The following is a 16847-nucleotide window of genomic DNA, read 5'->3' as shown; positions in this document are numbered from 1 at the left end:
GAGTTCACCCGGACGGGGGAGCCCCGGCCGGAACCGGGCCGCACCGGCCCGTCGTTCATGATTCGTACGCGGTCGCGAGTGGCCGCACACCCGTACGGCGTCGAGAGGGGGAGGCAGCCGCAGTGACCAACATTCCCGAGACCGGCCGGACGCCACGCGTCCAGATCCGGCTCATCGTGATCCAGATCCTCGTCCTCTCCCTCCTCGGCACCCTCGGCGGGCGCCTGTGGTACCTCCAGATCCGTGAGGGCGCGGCGTACGCCAAGGAGGCCTCCGGCAACCACGTCCAGCAGGTCGTCGACCCCGCGGTGCGCGGCTCGATCCTGGACGCGCGCGGAGTGCCCCTCGCCGACAACGAGACACGGCTCGTGGTCTCCGCCTCCCGCACCGACCTGCTGAAGCAGAAGGACGACGGCAAGGCGGTGCTGACCAAGCTGGCCGGAGTCCTCGGCCTGGCCCCGGCCGAGGTCATGATGAAGGTCCGGCTGTGCGACGCCAAGACCCCCCAGCCCTGCTGGAACGGCTCGCCGTACCAGCCCATCCCCATCACCGACGAGGCCACGCCCAAGCAGGCCCTGCAGATCCGCGAGCGCGCCGAGGACTTCCCCGGCATCAGCGCCGAGCCGCAGGCCGTCCGCCGCTACGCGGCGCCGGGCAAGTCCAACACCGCGCAGGTCCTCGGCTACCTCTCGCCGGTCACCGACGACGAGATCCAGCAGGCCCAGGACACCGACTCGCCGTACCTGCGCTCGGACCAGGTGGGCCGCTCCGGCCTGGAGCGCCAGTACGACAAGCAGCTGCGCGGCAAGGCCGGCGTCACCCGCTACGAGGTGGACAACCTCGGCCGGGTCATCGGCGAGGCCGAGGCGACCCCGGCCGAGCCCGGCTCCAACCTCGTCACCAGCATCGACGCCCGCGTGCAGCGGGTCGCCGAGTACGAGCTGAACGCCGCCATGAAGAAGGCCCGCCAGCAGTTCGACAAGATCACCGGGACCAACTACAAGGCGGACTCGGGCGCGGTCGTGGTGATGGAGGCCAGGACGGGCCGGGTCGTGGCCATGGCCTCGGCCCCGACCTACGACCCGAACGTGTGGGTGGGCGGCATCTCCGCCAAGGACTACGCCCAGCTCACCGGCAAGAAGTCCGACTACCCGCTGCTCAACCGCGCCATACAGGGTCAGGCGGCGCCCGGTTCGACGTTCAAGGTGGTCTCCACGGCCGCCGCGGTCGAGGCCGGCTACGAGTTCGACGGCCACTACCCCTGCACCAGCGCCTACTCGGTGGGCGGCCAGGTATTCAACAACTTCGAGGGCGAGAGCTTCGGCCCGATCTCGCTGGGCCGGGCCCTGGAGGTGTCCTGCGACACCGTCTTCTACGGCCTCGCGCACAACGAGTGGAAGAAGGACGGCGGCATCAACCCGGCCAAGGGCGAGCCGAAGGACTTCTTCTTCAAGGCGGCGCACCAGTTCGGCCTCGGCAAGGAGACCGGCGTCGACCTGCCCAACGAGGTCACCGGCCGCGTCCCGGACCGCCAGTGGAAGGAGAGCTACTGGAAGGCCAACAAGGACGCCTGGTGCAGGTCCGGCAAGAAGGACGGCAGCTACGTCGAGAAGATCGCGTACGAGAACTGCCTCGAGGGCAACAAGATGCGCGCCGGTGACGAGATCAACTACTCCATCGGCCAGGGCGACACCCTCGTCACGCCGATCCAGGAGGCCGTGATCTACGGCGCCCTCGCCAACGGCGGCACCATGTACCACCCGACCATCGGCAAGGCGATCGTCAGCGCCGACGGCAGGACGGTCAGCGAGATCAAGCCGAGGAAGCAGGGCAGGCTGCCGATCACCAAGGCCACCCTCAAGGGCATGGACGCGGCCCTGGCGGGCGTGGTGACGCGCGGTACGGCCGCGTGGAAGTTCACCGGCTGGCCGCAGGAGCAGATCGCGCTGCACGCCAAGACCGGTACGGCCGAGGTCTACGGCAAGCAGACCACCTCGTGGCTGGCCACCTACACCAAGGACTACACGGTCATCATGACCATCGCCCAGGCCGGTACGGGTTCGGGCGCCTCCGGTGAGGCGGTGCGCAACATCTACAGCGCGATGTACGGCGTCCAGGCGGACGGCTCGATCGACAAGAAGAAGGCGCTGCTCCCCACGCCGCAGACCGCCCTGCCGAAGATCCAGGCGGACGGTTCGATCACCTCGCCGAAGATCTCCAAGGACCCGGCGAAGGACGCGCTGGCCGACGAGGAGGCCGCCCAGAAGGCCACCTCGCAGGGGACCGCCGCACCCGACGGGACCCAGCCCGCGGCGACCACCGGGTCGACCGGGACGACCAACCGCGACACCCGGCGCCGGCAGCGCCGACGGGGCCGCGGGCGAGGAAGCCGGAGGGTCTGCACATGACCGGCGCGAACGGTTTCTCCGTCTCCGGGTACGGCCCCGAGCGGGCCGGCTGGACCCGGGTCTTCGCCCGGGACGCGATGGCCCGGCGGCTGGACTGGCCGATACTGCTCGCGGCGATCGCCCTGTCCTTCATCGGCTCGCTGCTGGTCTTCTCCGCGACCCGCAACCGCACCGAGATCAACCAGGGCGACCCGTACTACTTCCTGATCCGGCACGCCATGAACACCGGCATCGGGCTGGCCCTGATGATCGCCACGATCTGGCTCGGCCACCGCACCCTGCGCAACGCGGTGCCGGTCCTGTACGGCCTGTCGGTCCTCGGCATCCTGCTGGTGCTCACCCCGCTGGGCTCCACGGTCAACGGCGCCCACTCCTGGATCGTGCTCGGCGGCGGCTTCTCGCTCCAGCCCTCGGAGTTCGTGAAGATCACGATCATCCTCGGCATGGCGATGCTGCTGGCGGCGCGGGTCGACGCGGGCGACAAGCCCTACCCCGACCACCGCACGGTGCTCCAGGCGCTGGGCCTGGCCGCGGTGCCCATGCTGATCGTGATGCTGATGCCCGACCTGGGCTCGGTCATGGTCATGGTGATCATCGTGCTCGGCGTGCTGCTGGCCTCCGGCGCCTCCAACCGCTGGGTCTTCGGCCTGCTCGGCGCGGGCGCCGCGGGTGCGATCGCGGTCTGGCAGCTGCACATCCTGGACGACTACCAGATCGCCCGCTTCGCCGCCTTCGCCAACCCCGAGCTCGACCCGGCGGGCGTCGGCTACAACACCAACCAGGCCCGGATCGCCATCGGCTCGGGCGGGCTGACCGGCGCCGGGCTGTTCCACGGCTCGCAGACCACCGGGCAGTTCGTGCCGGAGCAGCAGACCGACTTCGTCTTCACGGTCGCGGGCGAGGAGCTGGGCTTCGTCGGCGCCGGCCTGATCATCGTGCTGCTCGGTGTGGTGCTGTGGCGGGCCTGCCGGATCGCCCGCGACTCCAGCGACCTGTACGGCACAGTGGTCGCCGCGGGGATCGTGGCCTGGTTCGCCTTCCAGGCCTTCGAGAACGTCGGCATGACCCTCGGCATCATGCCGGTCACGGGCCTGCCGCTGCCGTTCGTGTCGTACGGCGGTACGTCGATGTTCGCGGTGTGGGTGGCGGTGGGGCTGCTGCAGTCGATCAAGGTGCAGCGACCGCTGTCGGCGTGACGACGGTGCGCCGGCCACGCCCCGGCGCACCGCCCGCGCACTGCCGTCGCGCTCCGGCCGGAACTAGAGTCGGCTCATGGCGGAGACGAAGCGCGAGATCGAACGCAAGTACGCAGCCGACGACAGCGGACTCCCGGACCTGACCGGGGTAGCAGGGGTGGCCGCCGTCCTCGACCAGGGCGTCGCCGAACTGGACGCCACCTACTACGACACGCCCGACCTGCGGCTCGCCGCCGCCTCCATCACCCTGCGTCGCCGCACCGGCGGCTCCGACGCGGGCTGGCACCTCAAGCTCCCGGTCTCCCCGGGCGTACGGGACGAGATCCGGGCCCCGCTGTCCGGCACCCTCCCGCCCGCCCTGGCGGCGCTCGTGCGCTCCCGCGTCCGGGACGGCGAGCCGGTGCCCGTGGTGCGGCTGCGCTCCGCGCGCGACGTGCGCCACCTCGTGGACGCCGACGGGGCGTTGCTCGCCGAGGTCAGCCTGGACACGGTGCGGGCCGAGCGGCTGAGCGGGGGCAGCGGCACGGCACAGTGGACCGAGATCGAGGTCGAGCTGGCCGACGGCGGCGACCCGGCCTTCCTGGACCGGGTCGACAAGCGGCTGCGCAAGGCGGGCGTACGGCCCGCGAAGTCCCCGTCGAAGCTGGCCCGGGCCCTGGCGGAGACGGACCCCGGGCCCCTCGACGCCGGTGCCGGCGCGGGGAGCGCGGGCAAGGAGAGCCCGGGCAAGGAGAGCTCCGGCAAGGAGGGTCCGGGCGGGGCGGGCTCCGGCAAGGGCGGCGGCGGCAAGAAGGGCTCGTCCGGCGGGCACGTCACGGCCGGCGCGTACGTGCTGGCGTACCTGCGCGAACAGCGGGACGCGATCGTCGCGCTCGACCCGGCCGTCCGCCAGGAGGTGCCCGACGCCGTGCACAGCATGCGGGTCGCCACCCGCCGCACGCGCAGCGCCTTCCGCAGCTACGCCAAGGTCCTCGACCGCGCCGTCACCGACCCGGTCGGCGCGGAGCTGAAGTGGCTGGCCGGTGAGCTGGGCGTGGACCGCGACCGCGAGGTGCTGACCGCGCACCTCACCGCCGCCCTGGACGACCTGCCCGCCACGCTCGTCGCCGGCCCGGTCCACGACCGGCTGCACAGCTGGGCCCGGGAACGGCACGGCGGCTCCCGCCGGCACCTGATCGGCGTCCTCGACTCCCGCCGCTACCTGAACCTGCTCGACGCGCTGGACGCCCTGCTCGCCGACCCGCCGCTGCGCCGGGCGGCGGCCGCGAAGCCCGCGAAGGTGGCCGCCAAGGCGGTCCGCAAGGACGTCCGGAAGCTGTCGGTGCTGGTCGAAGAGGCCCTGTGGCTCCCCCCGGGGCAGGAGCGCGACGTGGCGCTGCACGAGGCGCGCAAGCGGGCCAAGCGCACCCGGTACGCGGCCGAGGCGGCCGAACCGGCGCTCGGTGCGCCGGCCAGGAAGCTGGTGAAGTCCGTCAAGTCCGTGCAGAAGGTGCTGGGCGAGCACCAGGACAGCGTGATGGCGCGGACGACCCTGGGCGAGCTGGCCGCCGTCGCGCACGCGGCGGGGGAGAGCGCGTTCACGTACGGCGTGCTGTACGGCCGGGAGGAGCACCGGGCGGCCCTGAGCGAGGCGGCGCTGCCCGAGCGGTGGGAGAAGGTGCGGCGGACGACGGCGGTGTGACGCCGGGCGGTCGGGCGGGCCCCGTGGGCGGGTTAGGCTGGATGGTCACTCCTGTCAGCTCACGAAGGTAATCCCGCGATGTCTGTCGAGTCGGTCTTCCCGCAGCTCGAAGCCTTGCTCCCGCATGTGCAGAAGCCGATCCAGTACGTGGGCGGCGAGCTCAACTCCACCGTCAAGGACTGGGACGGCAACGACGTCCGCTGGGCGCTGATGTACCCGGACGCCTACGAGGTCGGTCTGCCCAACCAGGGCGTGATGATCCTCTACGAGGTCCTCAACGAGCAGGAGGGCGTCCTCGCCGAGCGCACCTACAGCGTGTGGCCGGACCTGGAGGCCCTCATGCGGGAGCACGGCGTCCCGCAGTTCACCGTGGACAGCCACCGCCCGGTGAAGGCCTTCGACGTGTTCGGCCTGTCCTTCTCGACCGAGCTGGGCTACACGAACATGCTGGCCGCGCTGGACCTCGCGGGCATCCCGCTGGAGGCCCGCGAGCGCACGGTCGACGACCCGATCGTCCTGGCCGGCGGGCACGCCGCGTTCAACCCGGAGCCGATCGCCGACTTCATCGACGCGGCCGTGATCGGCGACGGCGAGCAGGCCGTCCTCGACATCACGCGGATCGTGCGCGAGTGGAAGGCCGAGGGCCGGCCCGGCGGCCGCGAGGAGGTCCTGTTCCGCCTGGCGCGGACGGGCGGGGTGTACATCCCGCGCTTCTACGACGTGGAGTACCTGCCGGACGGCCGGATCGCCCGCGTCGTGCCGAACCGGTCGGGCGTGCCGTGGCGGGTGTCCAAGCACACGGTGATGGACCTCGACGAGTGGCCCTACCCCAAGCAGCCCCTGGTGCCGCTGGCCGAGACGGTCCACGAGCGGATGTCGGTGGAGATCTTCCGCGGCTGCACCCGCGGCTGCCGCTTCTGCCAGGCCGGCATGATCACCCGCCCGGTGCGCGAGCGCTCCATCACGGGTATCGGCGACATGGTCGAGAAGGGCCTGAAGGCGACCGGCTTCGAGGAGGTCGGCCTGCTCTCCCTGTCCTCCGCGGACCACTCGGAGATCGGCGACATCGCCAAGGGCCTCGCGGACCGCTACGAGGACGACAAGATCGGCCTGTCCCTGCCGTCCACCCGGGTGGACGCCTTCAACGTGGACCTGGCCAACGAGCTGACCCGCAACGGCCGCCGCTCCGGCCTGACCTTCGCCCCCGAGGGCGGCTCGGAGCGCATGCGCAAGGTCATCAACAAGATGGTCTCGGAAGAGGACCTGATCAGGACGGTCGCCACGGCCTACGGCAACGGCTGGCGCCAGGTGAAGCTGTACTTCATGTGCGGCCTGCCGACCGAGACCGACGAGGACGTCCTGCAGATCGCCGACATGGCGACCCGCGTGATCCAGAAGGGCCGCGAGGTCTCCGGGGCCAACGACATCCGCTGCACGGTCTCCATCGGCGGGTTCGTGCCCAAGCCGCACACGCCGTTCCAGTGGGCGCCCCAGCTCTCCGCCGAGGAGACGGACGCCCGCCTGGCCAAGCTGCGCGACAAGATCCGCGGCGACAAGAAGTACGGCCGCTCGATCGGCTTCCGCTACCACGACGGCAAGCCCGGCATCGTCGAGGGCCTGCTGTCCCGGGGCGACCGCCGCATCGGCGCGGTCATCCGGGCGGTCTACGAGGACGGCGGCCGCTTCGACGGCTGGCGCGAGCACTTCTCGTACGACCGCTGGATGGCGTGCGCCGAGAAGGCGCTGGCCCCGTCCGGCGTGGACGTCGACTGGTACACCACCCGCGAGCGCGGCTACGAGGAGGTCCTGCCCTGGGACCACCTCGACTCCGGTCTGGACAAGGACTGGCTGTGGGAGGACTGGCAGGACGCCCTCGACGAGACCGAGGTCGACGACTGCCGCTGGACGCCGTGCTTCGACTGCGGTGTCTGCCCGGCGATGGACACCCAGATCCAGATCGGCCCGACGGGCAAGAAGCTGCTGCCGCTGACGGTGAAGCAGTCGGCGGGGAGCGGACACGCGCACTGAGTGAAGCGCCCCGGTTGAGGCTTTCGTCCTTTTCGGGCAGGTCTTTCTGGGCACCCAGCCGACATGGGCAGTCCCGTCCCTCCCGGCGTGCCGTCGTGGCGCCTGGCTCCCGAGCCGGAGAACGTCGCGGCGGCTCGCTCGTTCGTACGGTCGGCGCTCGACGGTGCCGCCCCGGACCTGGTGGAGACCGCCGCGCTGCTGGCCGGTGAGTTGGTGACCAACGTGGTCCTGCACGCGCGGACCGAGGCGGAGGTATGGGCCTGGACGGTCGACGGACAGGCCCACGTACGGGTCGCCGACCGGCGTCCCGACCGCGGGCTGGTGCCGCGCGGCCGCCACCCCTACGCCACGACCGGCCGGGGTCTGGCGCTGGTGGAGGAGCTGTCCGCCGGCCACGGGGTGCACAGCGGTGCGGAGCGCAAGACCGTCTGGTTCGAGCTGTGGCCCGGCGCGCCCGTGCCCCCGCTGTCCCCCTGGGAGACGGTGGCGCCCTCCGTCGCGCGCGTGGGCGTGACGCTGAGCGACGTGCCCCACGCGCTGTACGGGGCGGCGCAGCAGCACGGCGAGGGGCTGTTGCGCGAGGTGCACCTCGCCGCAGCCGACCCGGGCGGGAAGCCGGGCACCGGTGTGCCGCCGCGGGACCTCGTCGTCGCCCAGGACGCGAGCCACCTGGTCTCCGCCTGCATGACGGCCGCCGTCGAGCGGGAGACCCCCGACAGTGCGACGCTCTCCCTGCGCGTCGCCTTCCCCGCCGACGCCGCCCCCGCGGTCGCCACGCTGCGCCGGGTCCTGGACGAGGCCGACGCGCTCGCCCAGCAGGGCAGCCTGCTCACCCTGCCCGCGCTGCCGCAGATCCGGGCCTTCCGGCAGTGGCTGCTCGACCAGATCACCGGCCAGCTGTCCGGCGGACCCGCCACCGCGTGGACCCTGGCACCCGGCCTGCCCGGCGCGGTCAGCAGGGACCTGGGGCCGTGGGACCCCGCCGAGGCCGAGGCCGCCCACGTGCCGACCGTGGCGGCCGACGACCGCAACCGGATCATCGCGGTGAACGAGGCCGCGGCGAGCCTGGTCGGCTGGCAGCCGCACGAGCTCGTCGGACAGCGCCTGACCGTGCTGATGCCCGAGCACCTGCGCCACCGCCACCTGACGGCCTTCACCTCCCTGCTGCTGACCGGCGAGCCCCGCATCCTCGGCCGGTCCGTACCGGTACCCGCGCTGCACCGCGACGGCCGGCAGATCCCCGTGCGCCTCGCCGTCCAGACGCAGGAGGCGGTCGACGGCCGCACCGTGTTCGTGGCCCAGCTCTCCGCGACGACCGCGCCCCCCGCCCCGTCCGACGACCGGCCCGCCACCCGGCCGGTGCCGCCCACCCCGCACGGGCGGACCACCCCGCGCAGGACGCGGGGCCTGCGCGCGGGCACCGCGGCGCCGGAGTGGCTGGAGCTGTTCGCCGACACCGGCCAGGCACTGGCCGGCACGCTCGACGTGGACGAGGGGCTGCGCCGGACGTGCCACGTCCTGACCCGGGGACTCGCCGACTGGTGCACGGCCGACCTGCTGGACGAGCAGGGCCGGCTGGTGCGGGTCTGCATCGTCCACCGGGACGACCGGGTGCCGATCGCCGAGGAGCACTTCGGCAGGTTCCCGCCGCTCACCGCCGACGCCCGCGGACCCCTGCCGCGGGTGCTGCGCGGCGCGGGCCCGCTGCTGCTGACGGACTCACCGCCGCTCGGCCGGGGCCACAGCCGGGTGGACGCGCGGCAACGGGCGCTGGTGGACCGGCTCGGCGGGAGCAGCGCCGTCGTCGCGCCGCTGCGGGCGCAAGGACGCATCTTCGGCGCCCTGACCCTGGTGCGCGTCCGGGACGAGCACCCCTTCACCCGGCGGGACGTCCCGCTGATCGCGGAACTCGTCCGGGGCATCGCCCTCGGGGTGGACAACGCGCGGCTGCACCAGTCCGTCCACTCCAGCGCCGAACAGCTCCAGCGCGCCCTGCTGCCCACCCTGCCCCGTCACGAGCGCCTGGAGCTGGCCGCGCGCTACCTGCCGTCCAGCGCGACGGCCGAGGTCGGCGGCGACTGGTACGACGTCTTCGTCCTGCCCGGCGGGGAGACCGCGCTGGTCGTGGGGGACGTGGCCGGGCACGACCTGAAGGCGGCCGTCGCGATGAGCGCGCTGCGCAACATGCTGCGCGGCATCGCCGTCGACCGGCAGGAACCGCCCGGCGACGTGCTGCGCCGCCTCGACCTGGCGAGCCACACCCTCGACCAGCGTTCCACCGCCACCTGCGTCTACGGCGTGGTCAAGCAGGACGGCGGGGCGACGCAGTGGCACTACTCGTCGGCCGGTCACCTGCCGCCACTGCTGATCACGCCGTCGGGCGGGGCCCGCTACCTGGACGGGGGCCGGGGCGTGCTCATCGGCATGGACGCGGACCTGCCGCGCGCCTCCGCGCGCGCGTCGCTGCCGCCCGGCTCGACCTTGCTGCTGTTCACCGACGGGCTCATCGAACGCCGCGGGGAGTCCCTCGGCGACGCGATGACCCGCCTGGGCCGGCACGCCGCCGCCCACGCCGGGGACCCGCTGGAGGTGTTCTGCGACGAGCTGGTCATCGCGTTCGGCGCCGACACCACGGACGACGTCGCCCTGCTCGCCCTCCGCCCGACGCCCCCCGACCCCCCGGCCTGAGGCCGACTCCTCGCACTGCGGGCCGACCCGGGCCGCCGCCCTGCATCCGTCCCGCCCCCGGCCGCGTCTACGTCGGTATGGACCACGTGGAGCTGGAGAAGCGGCCGCCGGAACCGTCCGGTCGAGGGCCGGGCGGGGCCGGGGCGTCCGGGGAGCCCGGGGGCTGCCTCGTCGTCGCGATCCGGATGCCCGTGCGGATCGTCGCGCTGGTGCTGGTCGTGCCGGTGCGGATGGCCTGGGACGCGCTGGCCGCCGCCGGGCGGTTCCTGCACCGCACGGTGGGGCGGCCCGTCGGGCGGGCGCTGGCGTGGCTGGCGCGGGCGGTGTGCGTGTGGCCGTTCGTCGCGCTGTGGCGGTGGGTGCTGGTACCGGCCGGGCGCGGGCTCGCGTGGCTGGCGCGGGTGCTCGTCGTGGTGCCGGCCGGGTGGGCCCACCGGTACCTGCTCGCGCCCCTGGGCCGGGGGCTGGTGTGGCTGTACGCGCGCGTGCTGACGCCCGTGGGACAGGGCGCGTGGTGGCTGCTCAGGGGGATTGGCGCCGTCCTCGCCGCCGTCGGGGCCGGCCTGTGGACCGGCGCCGTGTGGCTCGGGCGGTACCTCGTGGTCGTGCCGGTGCGGTGGGCGGTCCGGTACCTCGTGGTCGTGCCGGTGCGGTGGGCGGTCCGGTACCTCGTGGTCGTGCCGGTGCGGTGGGCGGTCGTGTACCTCGTCGTCGTGCCGGTGCGGTGGCTCGTCCGGTACCTCGTCGTCGTGCCCGCCGTCCGGCTGTATGCCCGGGTGCTCACCCCGGCCGGCCGTGCCCTCGCCCGGTGCGTGCGGGGCGTCGTCCGGCTCCTGGGGGTGGTGGTCGCCGGGGTCGTGGCCGCGCTCGTGTGGGCCGGCCGGGTCCTCCTGGTGGTGCCCGCGGTGGCGGCCTGGCGGTGGGTGTTCGTGCCCGTCGGACGGGTCCTCGTGGTCGTGGGGCGCGAGGTGGGGGAGGCCCTGGGGCACGCCTGGCGGGTCGCCGGGTACGTCTCGGTGGCCGTCGGCCGGTTCCTGGCGGCCCTCTTCCGGTGGGTCGTCGTGGAACCGGTCCGCCGGGTGTACCGCGGCGTGCTCACCCCGGTGGGCCACGTCGTGCGGGACGCCGTGCTGCGGCCCGTCGCGGAGGCGGTGCGCGGCGCCGGACGGACCGCCCGGCAGGCCGTCGCCGCGGCCCGGGAGACCGTACGGCAGGCCCGCGCCGATGTTCGTCGCGCGCTGTTCGGGGAACACCCGCAGGGGGACGCCCCGGCCTCCCGGGAACCCCGGCGGCCCGCGGGACGTACTCTTGATGGCAGTACCACCGCACTCACGCATCTCACGAAGGACTAGGACACTGGGCAAGCGACAGCCCGAAGGCCCGCCGCCCGCACCCGCGGTGCAGCGCATCCGACTGCGCTACACCAAGCGCGGCCGCCTCCGGTTCACCAGCCACCGTGACTTTCAGCGCGCCTTCGAGCGTGCGTTGCGCCGTGCCGAGGTGCCGATGGCCTACTCGGCCGGCTTCACGCCGCACCCGAAGGTGTCGTACGCCAATGCCGCACCCACCGGCACGGGCAGTGAGGCGGAGTACCTGGAGATCGCGCTCACCGCGGCGCGTGACCCCGAGACGCTGCGCGTCCTCCTCGACGAGTCGCTGCCCCCCGGGCTCGACGTGGTCGAGGCGGTCGAGGCGCACACGTCGGGGCTCGCCGACCGGCTGACGGCTTCCGTGTGGGAGCTGCGGCTCGACGGCGTGGACCCGGCCGACGCCGACCGTGCGGTGGCCGCCTTCCGGGCGGCCGACACCGTCGAGGTGCAGCGCCTCACCAAGAACGGCGTCCGCACGTTCGACGCCCGTTCCGCCGTGGTGGACCTGCAGAGCCTGCCCGCGGCGGAAACGCACAGTTCGCGGGCTGATAGGCCGAGCGACCAGCCCTGTGCGATACTGCGGCTGGTTGTTCGGCACGTGACGCCTGCCGTTCGACCCGACGACGTCCTGTCCGGTCTCCGCGCCGTGGCCGACCTGGCGCCGCCGGTCCCCGCAGCGGTGACCAGGCTGGCGCAGGGGCTGCTCGATGAAGAGACCGGCACGGTGACCGACCCGCTCGCGCCCGACCGCGAGGCGACGACGGCCCTGAACAAGGCCGATCACGCCGCCGCCGCGTCGGTGCCGGCGTAGAAGGTCCCGCGAAGGACGGACGTCGTAGCGCCGCCCTCGGACTCGGGAGCCACCTGGGTCGGGCAGCGCGTCGACCAGAAGACTTGAAGACTTTCGCCAGGCCGTACGCAAATCGGCGTACGGAACCGGCGAGACAGGACACAGAGAGCTCCCGTGCGGCGCCCGCGCCCCGGACGGCGGCACCGCGCATCGCGCGAGCCGCGGACGTCAACGGTGGTCGATCCCAGGATCGACACCGGACCAGGTGCGGCGCCCGGGAGCCTGACGGGAGAAACGCCCGCATGCTCGAGCCGACCGAACCCACCGAGTCCACCACGGGCTCCGAGGACAACACCCCCAGCGACACCCTGCCGCCGCGCCGTCGGCGCAGGGCCGCATCGCGCCCCGCCGGTCCGCCGGCCGGGGGCTCCGGGGCTCCTGCGGAGACCACCCTGCCGGCCGTGACGGCCGACGGGGACACCGAGACGGACGAGGCCGAGGAGGCCGCCGCGACCGCCGCGGTACCGGACGCCTCCGCACCCGCCGACACCCTGCAGGCCGCCGACGCCGCGGCCTCCGTCGCCTCCGACGAGGAGGCGGCGCCGCGCCGCGCCCGGCGCCGGGTCACCCGCCGGGTCTCCGCACCCACCGGGCCGGCCGCCGCCGAGGCCGCCGAGACCGTGGTGCCCGCGGCGGCCCCCGCCGCCGAGGTGAGCGCGCCCGCCACCGGGACCCCGGAGGCCGTCGCGGCCTCGGAGCCCGCCGAGGAGCCCGCGCCCGCCGGCCGTTCGCGCCGCAGGGCCACCCGCCGCGCCTCCGCGCCCGCCGGTGCCCCGGCAGCGGCCGAGGCCGCCGAGACCGTCGTGCCCGCGACCGGTGACGCCGAGGCGCCCGCCGTGACGGAGACGGTGACGCAGACGCCGTCCACCGAGGCCGCCCCCGCCGACGAGGCGGCACCCCCGGCCCGCACGCGTCGTCGCGCCGCCCGCCGGGCGTCCTCGCCCGCCGGCGCGCCGAAGGCCGCCGAGAGCGCCGAGGCCGACGACACCGTCGCTCAGGCCCCTGAGACCGTCGAGGCGCCCGCCGCGCCCGCCGCCCCCGCCGTCACCGATGCGGACGCCCAGGCCGAGGACGCCGCTCCCCGCCGTGGCCGCCGCCGGGCCACCCGCCGGGTGGCCACGCCGGACACCGCCGCCGCCCGTGCTGACGAGGCGGAGGCCGCCGAGACCGCCGCCGAGGTGGCCGCCGACACCTCCGCCACCCCGGCGCAGGCCGCCGGCACCGCCGCGCAGGCGCCCGTCGCCGACGAGGCGCCCACCGGGCGGGAACAGGCCGCCGAGGAGACCACCGGACGCCGCGGCCGCCGCCGGGTCGTCCGCAAGGCCGCCGTCGGCTTCTCCGAGCCCGCCCGTGGCGGCCGGGAGCGCGGTGGCGAGGACGACGCGCCGCGCAAGCCGGCCCGGCCCGCCGTGGCCGTGTTCCAGCAGCCGGTGTTCGCCGAGCCGAGCTTCCAGACGCCCGAGCGGGCCGCCGCCGAGGCCGCTGCTGCCGTGGCGGAGCCCGAGGCCCCCGAGGCCGAGGAGCTGCCCGAGGAGCAGGGCGCCGGTTCCCGGCGCCGCCGCCGTCGCCGCGGCGCGACCCAGGGCGACGAGACCCCCGAGCCCGCGTTCCAGACGCCGGAGACGGCCCGCAAGCCCGAGCCCGCCGCCGAGGAGCCGGACGAGCCCGAGGACGCCGACGACGCCGAGGACACCGCCGAGGGCGACGACGGCGAGGACACCGGTTCGCGGCGCCGACGCCGCCGGGGTGGCCGCCGTCGCCGCCGCGGTGACGCGGGCGAGGGCGACGCCGAGGGCACGGACGGCGAGTCCGACGTCGAGGAGCAGTCGGCCGAGCAGGCCGCGCAGGACGCCGAGGACACCGCCGAGCAGGAGGAAGAGGACGCCGAGGAGGCGCACGGCGAGGACTCCGGTCCGTCGACCGCGGGCAGCCGGCGTCGTCGTCGGCGCCGTCGCCGGGCCGGTGACGGCAGCTCCGACGGCGAGTCGTCCGACGACGACCCCGAGCGGACCGTCGTCAAGGTCCGTGAGCCGCGCAAGGCCGCCGAGCCGTCCGACGAGGTCCAGTCCATCAAGGGCTCGACCCGTCTGGAGGCCAAGAAGCAGCGCCGCCGCGAGGGCCGCGAGCAGGGCCGCCGCCGGGTGCCGATCATCACCGAGGCCGAGTTCCTGGCCCGGCGCGAGGCCGTCGAGCGCGTGATGGTCGTCCGCCAGCACGGCGACCGTACGCAGATCGGCGTCCTGGAGGACGGCGTGCTCGTCGAGCACTACGTCAACAAGGAGCAGTCGACCTCGTACGTCGGCAACGTCTACCTGGGCAGGGTCCAGAACGTGCTGCCGTCGATGGAGGCCGCCTTCATCGACATCGGCAAGGGCCGCAACGCCGTCCTGTACGCCGGTGAGGTCAACTTCGAGGCGCTCGGCATGGCCAACGGCCCCCGGCGCATCGAGGCCGCCCTGAAGTCCGGCCAGCCGGTCCTGGTCCAGGTGACCAAGGACCCGATCGGCCACAAGGGTGCCCGTCTGACCAGCCAGGTCTCCCTGCCGGGCCGCTACCTGGTCTACGTGCCCGAGGGCTCGATGACCGGCATCAGCCGCAAGCTGCCCGACACCGAGCGGGCACGGCTGAAGACGATCCTCAAGAAGATCGTCCCCGAGGACGCGGGCGTCATCGTGCGCACCGCCGCCGAGGGCGCGAGCGAGGACGAGCTGCGCCGCGACGTCGAGCGGCTCCAGGCGCAGTGGGAGGACATCCAGAAGAAGGCGAAGAACGGCAACGCGCCGACGCTGCTGTACGGCGAGCCGGACATGACCGTCCGGGTCGTGCGCGACATCTTCAACGAGGACTTCACCAAGGTCGTCGTCAGCGGCGACGAGGCGTGGCAGACGATCCACGGGTACGTCGCGCACGTCGCGCCGGACCTCACCGACCGCCTGTCGAAGTGGACCTCCGACGTCGACGTCTTCGCCACCTACCGGATCGACGAGCAGCTGGCCAAGGCCCTCGACCGCAAGGTCTGGCTGCCCAGCGGCGGTTCGCTGGTGATCGACCGGACCGAGGCGATGGTCGTCGTCGACGTCAACACCGGCAAGTTCACCGGTCAGGGCGGCAACCTCGAGGAGACGGTCACCAGGAACAACCTGGAGGCGGCCGAGGAGATCGTGCGCCAGCTGCGGCTGCGCGACCTCGGCGGCATCATCGTGATCGACTTCATCGACATGGTGCTGGAGCAGAACCGGGACCTGGTGCTGCGGCGCCTGCTGGAGTGCCTGGGCCGGGACCGCACCAAGCACCAGGTCGCCGAGGTCACCTCGCTGGGCCTGGTCCAGATGACCCGCAAGCGGGTCGGACAGGGTCTGCTGGAGTCGTTCTCGGAGACCTGCGTCCACTGCAACGGACGCGGGGTCATCGTCCACCTCGACCAGCCGACCACCACGGGCGGCGGCGGCAAGCGCAAGAAGCGCGGGCGCGGTGGCGACGGCCACGAGCACGACCACGGTCACGAGCACGAGGCCGTCGCCGAGGTGACCGAGGCCCCTGAGGCCCCCGAGGTCGCCGGGTCGGCGTCGGCGGAGCACGACACGGAGCGCGTGAGCGAGCCGGTCGCGCTGCCCTCGCCGGACTTCGCCCCGGACGAGGAGCTGTACAGCAGCGTCGCCGAGGCCGAGGCGGCCGCCTCCCGCGGCCGGTCGCGCCGCCGGACGAGCCGTCGCGCGTCGGCCCCGGCGGGCGCGCCGAAGCGGGCGGGCACCGCGGAGGTCGCGGCCACGCCGGCCACGGCGGACGCGCCCACCGCGCAGGACGTCACCGCCGAGGCGGAGGCCGAGCGCCCGGTGGTGCCGGCCGAGGCCACCGGGGCGCACGCCGAGCCGGTCGCCGTCGAGGACCCGGTCGTCGAGGCACCGGCCGCGCCGGAGCAGCCCGCCGAGGACGCCGCGCCCAAGGGCCGTACGCGTCGTCGCGCCACCCGCAAGGCGACCGCCCCGGCCGGTTCGCCGGCGGGAGCGGAGGCCGCCGTGGTGACGGTCACCGAGCCGGCCGCCGCGCCGCAGGAGCCCGAGGCCCCGGCGGAGCAGCCGCAGGCCGCCGCCGAACCGGTCGCCGAGGCCCCCGCTGCCGAGCCGGCCGCCGAGCCGGCCGTCGAGAGCGCGGCCCCGGCCCGCCCGCGGCGCCGCGCGGTCCGCAAGGCCACGGCGCCCACCGCGCCCGTGGAGGCCGCGGTCGTGGTGGTCCCGTCGGCGTCCGAGACGGCTGACGCGTCCGCCACCTCCGAGGCGCCGGAGGCACCGGCCGCCGACGAGGCGGAGGCCGCTCCGGCCAAGAAGACGGCCCGCAAGACCGCCAAGAAGGCCACGGCGAAGAAGGCCGCCACCAAGAAGACGACGGCCACCAAGACCGCCGCGAAGAAGACGGCCGCCAAGAAGACGACGGCCAAGAAGGCGGCCAAGGCGACCGCCAAGAAGACGGTGGCGGCGGAGCAGAGCGCCCCGTCGGTGTCCGCCTCGACGGAGGACTGACCCGCCGGCCCGCGGGCCCGGATCCCCGGATCCGGGCCCGCGGGCCGCGGCGGCTCCGGCCGTGCGGGCACCGTCCGGGGGACGTAACATTGCGTCCATGGCGCGGTCA

Annotated in this window: 8 protein-coding genes; all 8 read left to right on the top strand. The window is 74.3% G+C overall.

Going from position 1 to position 16847, the window contains the following annotated elements:
• Positions 1 to 122: 122 nt before the first annotated feature.
• The 8 genes from mrdA to E4U91_RS11990 all read left to right on the top strand — a co-directional run bounded on the left by mrdA (position 123) and on the right by E4U91_RS11990 (position 16738).
• On the top strand, positions 123 to 2408 hold the full coding sequence (gene mrdA, locus E4U91_RS12025; protein ID WP_137306849.1) for a penicillin-binding protein 2: 2286 nt from the start codon (positions 123 to 125) through the stop codon (positions 2406 to 2408).
• Entirely contained in the window at positions 2405 to 3604 is a 1200-nt protein-coding gene (gene rodA, locus E4U91_RS12020; protein WP_137306848.1) for a rod shape-determining protein RodA, read from the top strand. The genes mrdA and rodA overlap by 4 nt, the downstream gene beginning before the upstream one ends.
• 76 nt (positions 3605 to 3680) lie before the next feature.
• A complete protein-coding gene (locus tag E4U91_RS12015) occupies positions 3681 to 5285 on the top strand; it encodes a CYTH and CHAD domain-containing protein (RefSeq protein WP_137306847.1) in 1605 nt (534 codons plus the stop codon).
• A 78-nt stretch (positions 5286 to 5363) separates the two neighbouring features.
• Positions 5364 to 7313 (top strand): TIGR03960 family B12-binding radical SAM protein, encoded by a 1950-nt coding sequence (locus E4U91_RS12010; RefSeq protein ID WP_137306846.1) that lies wholly within the window; start codon positions 5364 to 5366, stop codon positions 7311 to 7313.
• A 63-nt stretch (positions 7314 to 7376) separates the two neighbouring features.
• The gene (locus E4U91_RS12005) at positions 7377 to 10001 is read left to right on the top strand and encodes a SpoIIE family protein phosphatase (RefSeq protein WP_137306845.1); all 2625 of its coding nucleotides are present in this window, start codon (positions 7377 to 7379) and stop codon (positions 9999 to 10001) included.
• 86 nt (positions 10002 to 10087) lie between these two features.
• Complete coding sequence (locus tag E4U91_RS12000) at positions 10088 to 11353, top strand: hypothetical protein (protein WP_479681759.1); 1266 nt, start codon at positions 10088 to 10090, stop codon at positions 11351 to 11353.
• A gap of 46 nt (positions 11354 to 11399) precedes the next feature.
• A complete protein-coding gene (locus E4U91_RS11995; protein WP_137306844.1) occupies positions 11400 to 12182 on the top strand; it encodes a TIGR03936 family radical SAM-associated protein in 783 nt (260 codons plus the stop codon).
• A 281-nt stretch (positions 12183 to 12463) separates the two neighbouring features.
• Positions 12464 to 16738, top strand: a complete 4275-nt coding sequence (locus E4U91_RS11990; protein ID WP_137306843.1) for an Rne/Rng family ribonuclease — start codon at positions 12464 to 12466, stop codon at positions 16736 to 16738.
• The last annotated feature ends 109 nt before the right edge of the window (positions 16739 to 16847 follow it).

This window comes from Streptomyces lasalocidi (assembly GCF_005280215.1).
Classification (GTDB): Bacteria; Actinomycetota; Actinomycetes; order Streptomycetales; family Streptomycetaceae; genus Streptomyces; species Streptomyces longwoodensis.
The sequence above is the reverse complement of the archived record's forward strand: the minus strand, read 5'-3'. Positions and strand labels throughout refer to the sequence as shown.

Bases quoted from the DNA above. Each gene is read 5' to 3' on its own strand.
- E4U91_RS12010 (WP_137306846.1), top strand. From the start codon at position 5,364: ATGTCTGTCGAGTCGGTCTTCCCGCAGCTCGAAGCCTTGCTCCCGCAT.
- E4U91_RS12015 (WP_137306847.1), top strand. From the start codon at position 3,681: ATGGCGGAGACGAAGCGCGAGATCGAACGCAAGTACGCAGCCGACGAC.
- rodA (WP_137306848.1), top strand. From the start codon at position 2,405: ATGACCGGCGCGAACGGTTTCTCCGTCTCCGGGTACGGCCCCGAGCGG.
- E4U91_RS12005 (WP_137306845.1), top strand. From the start codon at position 7,377: ATGGGCAGTCCCGTCCCTCCCGGCGTGCCGTCGTGGCGCCTGGCTCCC.
- E4U91_RS11990 (WP_137306843.1), top strand. From the start codon at position 12,464: ATGCTCGAGCCGACCGAACCCACCGAGTCCACCACGGGCTCCGAGGAC.